We start from the raw sequence: 12,678 nt of genomic DNA on the forward strand, positions 1-12,678 counted from the left end.
CCGGCCGCCTGTTTTCGTACCTGCGCCTGAACCGGCGAGTGATGCGTTCGGCGTTAGCGGGCTGACAAACGCGTTACAAAGCGTTAAATCCTCATGTCAGGATACGAGGGCCGGCGAGGGCGCCCAACCTGACATTGACCCATCGCCAGGCTGATTTTGCGTTGCAGTAAAACGCCGGAAATCAGGGGCGTCGTGAGCTCGACGCGAGGGGCAGGGCTCATCCTGGCGGGGCGGGAAAAACGCTGTTTCTGAAGGGGTGAGCGTGACTTTCCTGGGCCTGGCCGGCTCAGGGCACGCTGGGCAGCTCGATCTCGTCGCTGCGGCTGACGCCTTCGGTCATCTGCTGGCACAGGCGCAGGAACTCCCGCATGCCGGTGCTCAGGTACTTGTGACGGTGCCAGATGAAGGCGAACTGGCGGCGCAGGTCGAGCGCCGGCGTGGCGACCGGCACCAGGCTGCCGCGCCGAAAGGCGTCGCGCAGGGCCAGGTTGGAGACGCAGCCGATGCCCAGCCCCGATTCCACCGCCCGCTTGATGCCTTCGGTGTGCTCCAGCTCGAGGCGGATGTTGAAGCGCCCGCGGCGGTGGCGGGTGGCCTGCTCCAGGGTCAGGCGGGTCCCCGAGCCCTGTTCGCGCATGATCCAGGCCTCCCGCAGCAGCCGGTCGAGGCCCACGTCGCCGGCGCCGGCCAGCGGATGGTGCGGGGCGCAGAACACCGTCAGCTCGTCCTCCACCCAGGGCTGCAGCACCACGTCCTCGTGCTGGCAGTTGCCCTCGATCAGCCCCAGATCCAGTTCGTGCTGGATGATGCGCTCGACGATCGAGGCGGTGTTGCGCACGTGCAGGCGTACCCGGCTGCCGGGGTGGCGCTGCATGAAGTCGCTGATCAGCAGGGTGGCCAGGTAGTTGCCGATGGTCAGGGTGGCGCCGACGTCCAGCGAACCGATGCCGCGCTGGCCGCGCAGCAGTTCCTCGATCTCCTCGCCGCGGTCGAGCAGGGCCACCGCCTTGGGCAGCAGCTGGAAGCCCAGGGCGTTGAGCTTGAGCCGGCGGCCGATGCGATCGAACAGCCGGCAGTCGAACTGGCGTTCCAGTTCGGCCAGTGCCGTGCTGGCGGCGGACTGCGAGAGCGCCAGCTCGCGGGCGGCGTGCGAGACGCTCTGCTGCTGGGCGACGGCGACGAAGACCTCGAGCTGGCGAAGGGTGTAGCGCATGGGCGGACTCGTGGCGGCTTGCTTATCAAGATTACCGATAAGGGTTATCCAGACAACCCATTTAACAGATATCGGCCGGGGTCTTAGAATTATGGGAAAGTTAAAATCCGCTGCATTATTCTTTTTTGGAATATATTGAGAGGCCCTGATGAGCAAGTACGCCCTGGAAGAAGTGCTGAGTGTCCACCACTGGAACGATACCCTGTTCAGCTTCCGCACGACCCGGGAGCGCAGCCTGCGCTTCAAGAACGGCCAGTTCGTGATGATCGGCCTGGAGGTCGAGGGCAAGCCGCTGGTGCGCGCCTACTCCATCGCCAGCCCCAACTACGAGGATCATCTCGAGTTCTTCAGCATCAAGGTGCCCGACGGCCCGCTGACCTCGCGCCTGCAGCATCTCAAGGTCGGCGACCAGATCATGGTCAGCCGCAAGCCCACCGGCACCCTGGTCACCGACGACCTGCTGCCGGGCCGCAACCTCTACCTGCTGTCCACCGGCACCGGCCTGGCGCCGTTCATGAGCCTGATCCAGGATCCGGAGGTCTACGAGCGCTTCGAGAAGATCGTGCTGATCCACGGCGTGCGCACCGTCAGCGAACTGGCCTATGCCGACTTCATCGAGCAGGAGCTGCCGGCCCACGAGTACCTGGGCGAGGAGATCAGCGAGAAGCTGGTCTACTACCCGACCGTGACCCGCGAGGACTTCCGCACCATGGGCCGCCTGACCGACCACATCCGCAGCGGCAAGCTGTTCGAGGACACCGGCCTGCCGGCGCTCGATCCCAAGCAGGACCGTGCCATGATCTGCGGCAGCCCGGCGATGCTCGACGAGACCAGTGCGCTGCTCGACGACCTGGGCTTCAAGATCTCGCCGCGCATGGGCGAGCCGGGCGACTACGTGATCGAGCGCGCCTTCGTCGAGAAGTAAGCCCCGGCTTCGCCGGGAGCGGTAAGCCACAAGCGCGACACGGAAATAAAGAACGCCCCCATGACAAGGTCATGGGGGCGTTGTTGTTCGGGATGGATGCGAGCGGCAGTTTGGTCTGAAAAGTCGGCGAGCGATGGCCAGACAAGGCAAAAATCAGCGAAAAAGCGGAGTTTACGCGGAGTAAATGAGCATTTTGAGCTGATTTTTAACGCCGTATGGCCGAGCGTAGCCAGTTTTCAGGCCGAACTCAGACCGCGTCCTTGCCCGTCTCGCCCGTGCGGATGCGAATCACCTGCTCCAGCGGCGAGACGAAGATCTTGCCGTCGCCGATCTTGCCGGTGTTGGAGACGCTGGTGATCGCCTCGATGACCTGTTCGGTCATGCTGTCGTCGACGGCGACCTCGAGCTTGACCTTGGGCAGGAAGTCGACGACGTATTCGGCGCCCCGATACAGCTCGGTGTGGCCCTTCTGGCGACCAAAGCCCTTGACCTCGGTCACGGTAATGCCCTGCACGCCGATCTCGGAGAGCGACTCGCGGACATCGTCCAGCTTGAACGGCTTGATGATGGCTGTCACCAGTTTCATCGTCTTGACTCCTCGCCTTGGGGCGGGGCCGGCACGCGGAGGCCGGCCCCGGATTGCGTCGGTATTGTTGCCCTAAAGCATACACCGCTCGTTGGGCGAATAAAAAAGACCCCCCGAAGGGGGCCAGGTGGAGCACGCCAGCTCACTCGGTGTGTCGGCGGCGTTACTGGTTGCCGCCGACGGTAAACTCCGGATAGGCCTCCAGCCCGCACTCGGCCAGGTCGACCCCTTCGTATTCTTCTTCCTCGCTGACCCGGATGCCCATGACTGCCTTGAGGATCAGCCATACCACCAGGCTGGCGAGGAACACCCAGGCGAAGATGCCGATCACCCCGATCAGCTGGGCGCCGAAGGTCGCCTCGCCGTTGGACAGCGGCACCGCCATCACGCCCCAGATGCCGGCCACGCCGTGGGCGGAGATCGCGCCCACCGGGTCATCGATGCGCAGCTTGTCGAGGGTCACGATCGAGGCCACCACCAGCAGGCCGCCGATGGCACCGATCAGCGTCGCGCCCAGGGCGGTGGGGGAGAGCGGGTCGGCGGTGATGGCCACCAGGCCGGCGATCGCCCCGTTGAGCGCCATGGTCAGGTCCGCCTTGCGGAACCAGAGCTTGGCCAGGATCAGCGCGGCGATCACGCCGCCTGCCGCCGCGGCATTGGTGTTGACCAGTACCTGCGCCATGTGGTTCGCCGAGGTCACGTCGGAGAGCTTCAGCTCGGAGCCGCCGTTGAAGCCGAACCAGCCCATCCACAGGATGAAGGTGCCGAGCGTGGCCAGCGGCATGTTGGCGCCGGGAATGGCGAAGATGGCGCCGTTCTTGCCGTACTTGCCCTTGCGCGGGCCGAGTACCAGCACCCCGGCCAGCGCCGCGGCGGCCCCGGCGAGGTGCACGATGCCGGAACCGGCATAGTCGGAGTAGCCCAGCTCGTTCAGCCAGCCGCCGCCCCAGGTCCAGTAGCCCTCGACCGGGTAGATGACGGCGGTCATCACCACCGCGAAGGCCAGGAAGGCCCACAGCTTCATGCGTTCGGCCACGGCGCCGGAGACGATCGACATGGCGGTCGCCACGAAGACCACCTGGAAGAAGAAGTCGGCGCGGGCGGAATAGTAGGGGGCGTCGTCACCGCCGGCCAGCACCGCGTCCACACCGTGCTCGTTGCCCAGCAGCACGCCGAGGTTGGGCAAAAAACCGCCGGCATCGCTCGAGTACATCAGGTAGTAGCCCACGAGCAGGTACATGGTGCAGGCGATGGCGAACAGCACGACGTTCTTGGTGAGGATCTCCGCGGTGTTCTTCGAGCGTACCAGGCCAGCCTCCAGCATCGCGAAGCCGGCGGCCATCCACATGACCAGCACCCCGCAGATGAGGAAGTAGAAGGTATCGAGCGCGTAGTTGAGCTCTGTCATCGTTGTTGTCTCCTTGTCCTGCGTCTCAGACGGCGTCGGGGCCCCGTTCGCCGGTACGAATCCGGATCACGTCCTCCAGCGGCGTGACGAACAGCTTGCCGTCGCCGATCTTGCCGCTGTTGGCGGCGGCTCGGATGGCCTCGAGCACGCTGTCCACCCGGTCGTCGTCGAGGGCGATCTCGATCTTCACCTTGGGCAGGAAGTCCACGACATACTCGGCGCCGCGATACAGCTCCGTATGCCCCTTCTGGCGACCGAAGCCCTTCACCTCGGTGACGGTGATGCCCTGCACCCCGTTGTCGGCCAGGGACTCGCGCACATCGTCGAGCTTGAAGGGTTTTATAATGGCGGTGATGAGTTTCATCCCTTGCGTCTCCTTGTGGTCGGCTGGCGCCTGAAAGCGATAACGCGAAGGATGTGCCACCTTTGTTTTTGTTGATTGAAAACAGTGAGATGAATTGTTTTCGCCACCGATTTAGAGGCGCATCGGGATGACATGCTGCAACGCAGCGCACCATTCTGGTGCCGGTGGTGACGACCGGCGCATCACCCTGGCGCACGTGGCGTCGAGCGCTCGCGACCCGCCCTGACATGACCGGAAGCGGGCGGCACAGGCTGGTGCAGGCGAAAGGTGCGTTGCGTATGCTGGAGACACCCTTGGAAGGAGAGACCCATGATCCCCAACGACCGTATCAGCCGCCTCGCCCAGCAGCTCGGCGAGCGGCTGCAGGATGCTTCCCATGCGCCGGAGGATATCCAGCGCAACGTGCACAACGTGATGCGCGGTGCCTTCGAGCGCATGGAACTGGTGACCCGCGAGGACTTCGACATCCTCATGGACGTGCTGCAGCGCACCCGTTCCCGTGTCGAGGCCCTCGAGAAGCAGGTCGCCGCGCTGGAGGCGTCGCTGGACGCCGAGACGCCCTCGGCCGAGAGCGCCGCCCCGGTGTCCGCCGGCGAGACGGCGACCGCTCCCGCGCCGGATGACGCCACGTCGGAGCGCGAGTCCGCCGGAACCGGCGAGGCCGCCGCGGCGGATGAGCCCCGGCCCGCGGACGACGACTCGGCGTCGCGTTGAGCCACGCCCTTGCCGATGACGGCCCGATCTGTATCAATGAATGCTGAATCAACAGATTCTTAAGTAGCGAGCCGGGCACTGCCGGTCCGGCTCGCGGCCACGTCGTCGGATCAAGGAGCCGCCCATGGCACTCGCTCTCGTTCATACACGCGCCGGGCTGGGGCTCGAGGCGCCGGAGGTGCTGGTCGAGGTGCACCTGGCCAACGGCCTGCCGGGCATGACGCTGGTCGGCCTGCCGGAAACCGCCGTGCGCGAGAGCCGCGAGCGGGTGCGCAGCGCCCTGACCAATGCCGGGTTCGACTTTCCCACCACGCGGCGCATCACCGTCAACCTGGCGCCGGCGGACCTGCCCAAGGAGGGCGGCCGCTTCGACCTGCCGATCGCGCTGGGTATCCTGGCGGCCTCCGAGCAGATCCCCGTCGCGTCGCTCGAGTCCGTGGAGTGCCTCGGCGAACTGGCCCTCGACGGGCGGCTGCGCCCGGTCTCCGGCGTGCTGCCCGCCGCCCTGGCGGCGCGCCGTGCCGAGCGGACCCTGCTGCTGCCCGAGGACAACGCCGACGAGGCCGCGCTGGCCGAGGGGCTGACGGTGCAGGCGGCAGGGCACCTGAGCGAGGTGGTCGCGCACCTGCTGGGGCAGGCCACGCTGCCGGCCCACACCCTCACGGCACCGACCCCGTCCCGGGCGCCGCTGGCGGATCTCGCCGAGGTGCGTGGCCAGCATCAGGCGCGCCGCGCGCTGGAGGTGGCGGCGGCGGGCGGGCACAACCTGTTGTTTGCCGGTCCGCCGGGCACCGGCAAGACCATGCTCGCCAGCCGCCTGCCGGGCATCCTGCCGCCGCTGTCGGCGGACGAGGCGCTCGAGGTGGCCTCGGTGCGCTCGGTCTGCGGGCTCGACCTGCTGGCGCAGTGGGGGCAGCGTCCCTTCCGCTCGCCGCACCACACCGCCAGCGGCGCGGCGCTGGTGGGCGGCGGTTCGCGGCCGCGGCCCGGCGAGATTTCGCTGGCCCACCACGGGGTGCTGTTTCTCGACGAGCTGCCGCAGTTCGACCGCGGCGTGCTGGAGGTGATGCGCGAGCCGCTGGAGTCCGGCGAGATCCACATCGCCCGGGCCAGCCGCCAGCGCCGCTTCCCGGCGCGTTTTCAGCTGGTCGCGGCCATGAATCCCTGCCCCTGCGGGCACCTGGGCGACCCGCGCCAGGCCTGCGTATGCACCCCGGCGCAGATCCAGCGCTACCAGTCGCGGCTATCCGGGCCGCTGCTCGATCGCATCGACCTGCAGGTCGAGGTGCCGGCCCTGCCGCCCGACCAGCTGACCCGCGACACCCGGGGCGAGAGTTCGGCCACGGTACGCGAGCGGGTGCTCGCCGCCCGCGAGCGGCAGCTGGCACGGGGGCATCTCAATGCCCGGCTGCCCGGAGCCGCGCTGGAGGCCGCCTGTGCCCTGCCGGAGGCCGAACGGGTCTGGCTGGCCGAGGTGCTGACCCGGCTCAAGCTCTCGGCACGGGCCTATCATCGCGTGCTGCGGGTGGCGCTGACGCTCGCCGACCTGGCCGGTGTACCGCATCCCGGGCGCCCCCAGCTGATGGAGGCGATCGGCTATCGCCAGCTCGACCGGCTGCGCGGCGGCGGCGAATCCTCGGCCTGAACGCCAGGCCATCCGGGTCACGGAGGCCCCGACAGAACGCCGCTTCGCCCGAGTGACCGGGGCGGGCCCTCAGCGCCCGGGCAGCACGGCCTCCAGCGCCGCCAGGCGGCCCTCGGGCAGGGCGTCGGCCAGGGTGCTGATGCGCAGCACGTCGCCCAGCGCCGGGTGCGCGGGGCGGTGAATCAGCACGCCCGCGGCGAGCAGCTCGCCGTGCACGCGCTCGGCGGTCTCGGCATCGGGCAGGCATACGGCGATGAAGTTGGTGTCGCTCGGCGGCACCTCGGCACCCAGACCGCGCAGCCGTTCGGCGAGCTGCTCGCGGCGCCGGACCACCGCCTCGACGTGCTCGCGGGTCTCGCCGGGGTGATCGAGTACCGTCTCCGCGGCGGCCAGCGCCAGCGAGGAGACGGCGTAATGGATGCGCACCTTGTGCAGCATGGCCAGCGTTCCCGGGTCGGCGATCGCGTAGCCGATGCGCAGCCCCGCCAGGCCGTGGGCCTTGGAGAAGGTCCGCACGCGGATCACCCCGGGCCACACGGCGCCGGCGGCGGGCGCGTCGGCATCGCCGCGGAAGTCGTGATAGGCCTCGTCGAGCAGCAGGGTGCACTCCGCCGGCAGGGCGTCGCGCAGCGCCTGCACGGCCTCGTCGTCGTGGCAGTGGCCGCTGGGGTTGTCCGGGTTGGCCAGATAGACCAGCCGGGCGTGATGCTGGTGGGCGTGTTCCGCCAGGGCGGCGAGGTCGGGCGCCAGCCGGCCCGGGGCGCGGCGGTAGTCGACCTCGACCACCCGGCAGCCCTGGCCGGCGGCGAAGTAGCGAAAGGTCGGGTAGGTACCGGCGCTGGTGATCACCGTGTCGCCGGGCTCGCAGGTGGCGCGCAGCGCCAGGGCCAGCAGGCTGTCGGCGCCGGCGTCCACCAGCAACGCCTCGACCGGGGTGTCCACGGCCTCGGCCAGGCGGCGGCGCACGCCCAGCGCCTCGGCATCGCCGTAGCTGCGCGCCAGCTCGGCCACGGCCTCGCCGAAACGCGCCTTCAGGGCGTGATGCGGCATGTCGAGCCCTTCGTTGGAGCCCAGTCGGTGCGGAATCGAACGCCCCAGCTTGCGTTCCAGGGCCTTGAGGCCGGGGAAGGGGTTGGCGGGGCCTTCACGATAGAGGTGACGGGCGTAGCGGGGCATGACTGACGACTCCTTGCTCGGGTGAGGCTGGCCGGTCATTGTGGCGCGCGATGCCGGGTGCCGCAAAACGCGGGATGGGGCGATTACAGCGCTGAGGCATCCAGCGCACCGTCGATATGGTAGCGCCAGCGCGGCGCGTCACTGCCCGGGCGGCGCAGCGTCAGCTCCAGGCGGTAGGGCAGCAGGCGGCGGTCGGAGAGGGCGAGGATCGGGCCTTCGGTCTGCAGCCGGCTTTCCAGGATCCACTGGTTGTCGGGGGCCGCGGACTCGTTCACCGTGGGCGTCCAGTTGAGGACCTGGGGGCCGCCGTTGCGGCCGAGCAGGGCGCGGGTGAGCGCCTCGCGGAAGGTGTCGGTGGCGATGGGCAGGTCGGCATCGACCCGGGGCGGGGCCAGCAGCAGGACGCGTTCCTCGGCCGGGATCGCCCAGTGGGGGGCGGTCATGGCGGCCTCGGCGGCGCGCTGGCTCAGCCCCTGCAGGGCTCGGCGCTCGGGCGTGGTGCTCGAGGGCGGGGCGCCGGCACAGGCGGCCAGCAGCAGGGCGAGGCAGAGGCTGCAGAGCGTGCGTTTCACGGCGTCACCGAGGGCTGGTCGGCCGGTTCGATGACGCCGTCGAGAAACTGGTCGAGCTCATCGAACAGGGTGTCGCGGATCGGCGGGCTCTCGTTGACCAGATGGTGACGCGCCTCGGGGTGGCGATGGACCCGGGCGCGGGGGAACTTGCGGGTCAGCACCTCGAGGTTCCAGCTCCAGTCGACGGTCAGGTCCTGTTCGCCCTGCAGGATCAGCACCGGCAGGTCGCTGGCCGGCAGGGCCAGCATGTGGGCCATCCAGCGGCGCATCGCCGTCACCCAGGTCAGGGTCAGGCGATCCGGTTGCAGCGGGTCGTGCTCGCGCAGGAAGGCGGCGAACTCGGCGTCGTTGGAGTTGGGCTGGTAGCGCCGTGGAATCGAGCTTATGAAGGGGCTGGCCAGGCGATGCAGCCAGCTCGACTGCGGCCACCCCCAGGGGCGGACCAGCGGTGCGAGCAGCACCAGGGCCTCCCAGGGGGCCGTGGTGCCGCGTCCCAGGGCGTCGGTGGCGAGAATCGCCGCGCCGGTGCTCTGGCCGATCCCCACCCAGGGGCCGGGGGCGAGCGTGCGCCGGGTGAGGTGGCGCTGGAGCGCGTGCAGGCAGGCGCCGTACTCCTCGAAGTCGTCGATGGTGGCGCGGGGGCCGCTCGACAGGCCGTGACCGGGCAGGTCCCACAGCACCACGCGCCAGCCCCGGTCGAGCAGGCGCTCCAGCAGGTGGCGGTAGAGCCCCAGATGGTCGAAGTAGCCGTGGACCACGAAGGCCGTGCCGCAGGGCTCGCCGGGACACCAGACCTGGGCCCACAGCCGGTAGCGCTCGGCATCCACGAAACCGGCGTACAGCTCGACTCCCTCCGACAGCAGGGGAGCCAGTCGGTAGTGGGCCAGGTACTCCTCCAGCGCCTCGGCGCGCGGCGCATCGACCACGGCCAGCGGTCCCAGCGCCTGTAACGGCGCGAAATCGGTCATGGCATCTCCCAGGTTCGCTTCCATGCTTGTACCGATTGTGAACGAGAGCAGGTCGTCTGTCGCCGGTCAATCCCCGTGATGCGCATGATGGCGGCGTCGGCGCGGTACGGGCTCTTAGCCCTTAGTCGAGCGGTATCCACAGTGACCCCGCTTTCGGTTAATATATGGAAGACGTTTCCATAACTGCTTTTGCCATAATGAATACCGAATCGGCGCTCGAACGCCGATGCGACAGCGCAGCGAGAGGACATCCTTCCATGACCGACCGCGTTACCCGCCACCGCCTGCAGGTGGCCGCCGAACTCGACCGCTTCATCACCGACGAGGCCCTGCCCGGCACCGGTGTCGACCCCGAGGCCTTCTGGGCCGGCGTCGATGCCCTGGTTCACGACCTCGCGCCCACCAACCGTGCACTGCTCGTCGAGCGCGATCGCCTGCAGGGCGAGCTCGACGCCTGGCACCAGGCCCATCCCGGCCCGGTGCGCGACATGACTGCCTACCAGGCGTTCCTGCGCGAGCAGGGCTATCTCGCCGACGAGCCGGGCGAGGTGCAGGTCACCACCCGCAACGTCGACACCGAGATCGCCGTGCAGGCCGGCCCGCAGCTGGTGGTGCCGGTCAACAATGCCCGCTATGCGCTCAACGCCGCCAATGCCCGCTGGGGCAGCCTCTACGATGCCCTCTACGGCAGCGACGCGATCCCCGAGACCGACGGCGCCGAGAAGGGCACGAGCTACAACCCGAAGCGCGGCGAGAAGGTCATCGCCTACGCCCGCGAGGTGCTCGACGAAGCCGCGCCGCTCGCCGAGGGGTCCCACACCGAGGCCACCGGCTATGCGATCCGCGACGGCAAGCTGGTGGTCACGCGTGACAACGGTCGCGAGACCGGCCTGGCGCGGCCCGACCAGCTGGTCGGCTACCGCGGCGACGCCGCCGCCCCCGAGGCGGTGCTGCTCGCCCACCACGGCCTGCACCTGGAAATCCAGATCGACGCCAGCCACCCCATCGGCAAGACCGACCCGGCCCACGTCAAGGACCTGCTCGTCGAGGCCGCGGTGACCACCATCATGGACTGCGAGGACTCGGTGGCCGCCGTCGACGCCGAGGACAAGGTCGGCGTCTACCGCAACTGGCTGGGGCTGATGAAGGGCGATCTCGCCGAGTCCTTCGCCAAGGGCGACAGGACCGTCACCCGTCGTCTCAACCCGGATCGCGACTACACCGCCCCCGACGGCGGCAGCCTGCGCCTGCCCGGGCGCTCGCTGCTGTTCGTGCGCAACGTCGGCCACCTGATGACCACCCCGGCGGTGCTCGACGAGGCGGGCAACGAGATCCCCGAGGGCCTCCTCGACGGCGTGCTCACCGGCCTGATCGCCATCCACGACCTCAACAAGGGCGAGAATGAGCCGCGCAACAGCCGCACCGGCTCGGTGTACATCGTCAAGCCCAAGATGCACGGCCCGGCCGAGGTCGCCTTCGCCAACACCCTGTTCACGCGTATCGAGGACGTGCTGGGCCTGGAGCGCGATACCCTCAAGATGGGCATCATGGACGAGGAACGGCGCACCAGCGTCAACCTCAAGGCGTGCATCGCGGAAGCCGCCTCGCGGGTGGTGTTCATCAACACCGGCTTCCTCGACCGTACCGGCGACGAGATGCACACCGCCATGGAAGCCGGGCCCATGCGCCGCAAGGGTGACATGAAGAGCGCCCCGTGGATCCAGGCCTACGAGGCCAACAACGTCCAGGTCGGCCTGGCCTGCGGCCTGCGCGGTCGCGCCCAGATCGGCAAGGGCATGTGGGCGATGCCCGACCTGATGGCCGACATGCTGGTGCAGAAGATCGGCCACCCGAAGGCCGGCGCCAACACCGCCTGGGTGCCCTCGCCCACCGCCGCGGTGCTCCACGCCCTGCACTACCACCAGGTCGACGTCGCCGCCGTGCAGCAGGACCTCGAGTCGCGCCCGGCCACCGACTACCTGGACGACCTGCTCACCGTGCCGGTGGTCGAGACCCCCGACTGGTCGGCCGACGAGATCCAGCAGGAGCTCGACAACAACTGCCAGGGCATCCTCGGCTACGTGGTGCGCTGGGTCGAGCACGGCGTGGGCTGCTCCAAGGTGCCCGACATCCACGACGTGGGGCTGATGGAAGACCGCGCCACGCTGCGCATCTCCAGCCAGCACATCGCCAACTGGCTGTACCACGGCATCGTAAGCCGAGAGCAGGTCAGGGAGACCCTCGAGCGCATGGCGAAGGTGGTCGACGACCAGAACGCCGGCGACCCGACCTACACGCCGATGACCTCGCACCTGGCCGACTCCAGCGCCTTCCAGGCTGCCTCGGACCTGATCTTCAAGGGCCGCGAGCAGCCGGCGGGCTACACCGAGCCGCTGCTGCATCACTGGCGGGCGGTGCACAAGGCCAAGGGGTGACCCTGGCCTGCCCCGGCTGACCGGCCGGGCGTGTCCTGCCCCACAAGCCGCCCCCTGCCATGAACGGCAGGGGGCGGTGCCGTTTCCGGGGGAGGGTAACGGGCCCGGCCGGCGGGCGGATTGACGCTGGGCGCCTCGGCTCGCGGCCTGTGCCCTGTGCGGCCGGGTTGCGTTGCGCTATCTTGGGCGCAGTGACACGCCGAGCCCTGCGCCAGGAGACCCCCAATGACCGTGATGACCGCCGCCGCCATCGAGGAGTTTCTCGACGAAGTCTTCCCCTTTCGTCAGGGCACCATCGAGGGGGTCGACGACATGCGCGCGACCATGAGCCTGGCCATCGAGGACGAGCACCTGCGCCCCGGCGCCTGCGTCTCGGGGCCGAGCATGATGGCGCTGGCGGATGTCTGTCTCTACGTGGCGATCCTGGCCCAGATCGGGCCGGAGGCGATGGCGGTGACCAGCGACCTCAACTGCCATTTCCTGCGCCGCGCCCGCGGCGACCGCGACCTGATCGCCAATGCCCGGCTGGTCAAACTGGGCAGCCGCCTGGCGGTGGGCGAGGTGGAGCTGTTCTCCGCCGGTGACGACGCACCGGTGGCGATCGTCACCGCGACCTATGTGCTGCCGGATCGCGACGAGGACGACGACTGAGCGGCACGTCCCGGCAGACCT

The 12,678-nt window shown here is 68.9% G+C and carries 12 protein-coding genes; 5 read left to right on the forward strand and 7 right to left on the reverse strand.

Going from position 1 to position 12,678, the window contains the following annotated elements; genetic code table 11:
* Positions 1 to 286: 286 nt before the first annotated feature.
* On the reverse strand, positions 287 to 1,213 hold the full coding sequence (locus G7A98_RS10485) for a LysR family transcriptional regulator (protein WP_163649623.1): 927 nt from the start codon (positions 1,211 to 1,213) through the stop codon (positions 287 to 289).
* Positions 1,214 to 1,361: 148 nt separating this feature from the next.
* Between G7A98_RS10485 and G7A98_RS10490 the strand changes: the two genes are divergently transcribed.
* A complete protein-coding gene (locus tag G7A98_RS10490) occupies positions 1,362 to 2,138 on the forward strand; it encodes a ferredoxin--NADP reductase (protein WP_163649624.1) in 777 nt (258 codons plus the stop codon).
* Positions 2,139 to 2,385: 247 nt separating this feature from the next.
* Here the strand turns inward: G7A98_RS10490 and G7A98_RS10495 are convergent, their stop codons facing one another.
* The 3 genes from G7A98_RS10495 to G7A98_RS10505 form a co-directional block, all read right to left on the reverse strand.
* Positions 2,386 to 2,724 (reverse strand): P-II family nitrogen regulator, encoded by a 339-nt coding sequence (locus G7A98_RS10495; RefSeq protein WP_163649625.1) that lies wholly within the window; start codon positions 2,722 to 2,724, stop codon positions 2,386 to 2,388.
* Positions 2,725 to 2,887: 163 nt separating this feature from the next.
* On the reverse strand, positions 2,888 to 4,132 hold the full coding sequence (locus G7A98_RS10500; RefSeq protein ID WP_163649626.1) for an ammonium transporter: 1,245 nt from the start codon (positions 4,130 to 4,132) through the stop codon (positions 2,888 to 2,890).
* A 25-nt stretch (positions 4,133 to 4,157) separates the two neighbouring features.
* Positions 4,158 to 4,496 (reverse strand): P-II family nitrogen regulator, encoded by a 339-nt coding sequence (locus G7A98_RS10505; protein WP_163649627.1) that lies wholly within the window; start codon positions 4,494 to 4,496, stop codon positions 4,158 to 4,160.
* Between the two features lie 309 nt (positions 4,497 to 4,805).
* Between G7A98_RS10505 and G7A98_RS10510 the strand changes: the two genes are divergently transcribed.
* On the forward strand, positions 4,806 to 5,210 hold the full coding sequence (locus G7A98_RS10510; protein WP_163649628.1) for an accessory factor UbiK family protein: 405 nt from the start codon (positions 4,806 to 4,808) through the stop codon (positions 5,208 to 5,210).
* A gap of 124 nt (positions 5,211 to 5,334) precedes the next feature.
* On the forward strand, positions 5,335 to 6,855 hold the full coding sequence (locus tag G7A98_RS10515) for a YifB family Mg chelatase-like AAA ATPase (protein ID WP_163649629.1): 1,521 nt from the start codon (positions 5,335 to 5,337) through the stop codon (positions 6,853 to 6,855).
* A gap of 69 nt (positions 6,856 to 6,924) precedes the next feature.
* Here G7A98_RS10515 and G7A98_RS10520 read toward each other — a convergent pair whose 3' ends face one another.
* The 3 genes from G7A98_RS10520 to G7A98_RS10530 all read right to left on the reverse strand — a co-directional run bounded on the left by G7A98_RS10520 (position 6,925) and on the right by G7A98_RS10530 (position 9,571).
* Positions 6,925 to 8,031: an aminotransferase class I/II-fold pyridoxal phosphate-dependent enzyme gene (locus G7A98_RS10520; protein WP_163649630.1), complete on the reverse strand. Its 1,107-nt coding sequence runs from the start codon at positions 8,029 to 8,031 to the stop codon at positions 6,925 to 6,927.
* A gap of 83 nt (positions 8,032 to 8,114) precedes the next feature.
* Positions 8,115 to 8,603, reverse strand: coding sequence for a hypothetical protein (locus G7A98_RS10525; RefSeq protein WP_163649631.1), 489 nt, complete (start codon positions 8,601 to 8,603; stop codon positions 8,115 to 8,117).
* Positions 8,600 to 9,571, reverse strand: coding sequence for an alpha/beta hydrolase (locus G7A98_RS10530; RefSeq protein ID WP_163649632.1), 972 nt, complete (start codon positions 9,569 to 9,571; stop codon positions 8,600 to 8,602). The genes G7A98_RS10525 and G7A98_RS10530 overlap by 4 nt, the downstream gene beginning before the upstream one ends.
* A gap of 257 nt (positions 9,572 to 9,828) precedes the next feature.
* On the opposite strand from G7A98_RS10530, the gene G7A98_RS10535 reads away from it, so the two are divergent.
* Positions 9,829 to 12,006, forward strand: coding sequence for a malate synthase G (locus G7A98_RS10535; RefSeq protein WP_163649633.1), 2,178 nt, complete (start codon positions 9,829 to 9,831; stop codon positions 12,004 to 12,006).
* 225 nt (positions 12,007 to 12,231) lie between these two features.
* On the forward strand, positions 12,232 to 12,657 hold the full coding sequence (locus G7A98_RS10540; RefSeq protein ID WP_163649634.1) for a PaaI family thioesterase: 426 nt from the start codon (positions 12,232 to 12,234) through the stop codon (positions 12,655 to 12,657).
* The last annotated feature ends 21 nt before the right edge of the window (positions 12,658 to 12,678 follow it).

Source organism: Modicisalibacter sp. 'Wilcox', assembly GCF_010993675.1.
In the GTDB taxonomy this organism is placed as follows: Bacteria; Pseudomonadota; Gammaproteobacteria; order Pseudomonadales; family Halomonadaceae; genus Modicisalibacter; species Modicisalibacter tunisiensis.

Coding starts and splice junctions, on each gene's coding strand:
- G7A98_RS10485 (WP_163649623.1), bottom strand. CDS start 1,213: ATGCGCTACACCCTTCGCCAGCTCGAGGTCTTCGTCGCCGTCGCCCAG.
- G7A98_RS10490 (WP_163649624.1), top strand. CDS start 1,362: ATGAGCAAGTACGCCCTGGAAGAAGTGCTGAGTGTCCACCACTGGAAC.
- G7A98_RS10495 (WP_163649625.1), bottom strand. CDS start 2,724: ATGAAACTGGTGACAGCCATCATCAAGCCGTTCAAGCTGGACGATGTC.
- G7A98_RS10500 (WP_163649626.1), bottom strand. CDS start 4,132: ATGACAGAGCTCAACTACGCGCTCGATACCTTCTACTTCCTCATCTGC.
- G7A98_RS10505 (WP_163649627.1), bottom strand. CDS start 4,496: ATGAAACTCATCACCGCCATTATAAAACCCTTCAAGCTCGACGATGTG.
- G7A98_RS10510 (WP_163649628.1), top strand. CDS start 4,806: ATGATCCCCAACGACCGTATCAGCCGCCTCGCCCAGCAGCTCGGCGAG.
- G7A98_RS10515 (WP_163649629.1), top strand. CDS start 5,335: ATGGCACTCGCTCTCGTTCATACACGCGCCGGGCTGGGGCTCGAGGCG.
- G7A98_RS10520 (WP_163649630.1), bottom strand. CDS start 8,031: ATGCCCCGCTACGCCCGTCACCTCTATCGTGAAGGCCCCGCCAACCCC.
- G7A98_RS10530 (WP_163649632.1), bottom strand. CDS start 9,571: ATGACCGATTTCGCGCCGTTACAGGCGCTGGGACCGCTGGCCGTGGTC.
- G7A98_RS10535 (WP_163649633.1), top strand. CDS start 9,829: ATGACCGACCGCGTTACCCGCCACCGCCTGCAGGTGGCCGCCGAACTC.
- G7A98_RS10540 (WP_163649634.1), top strand. CDS start 12,232: ATGACCGTGATGACCGCCGCCGCCATCGAGGAGTTTCTCGACGAAGTC.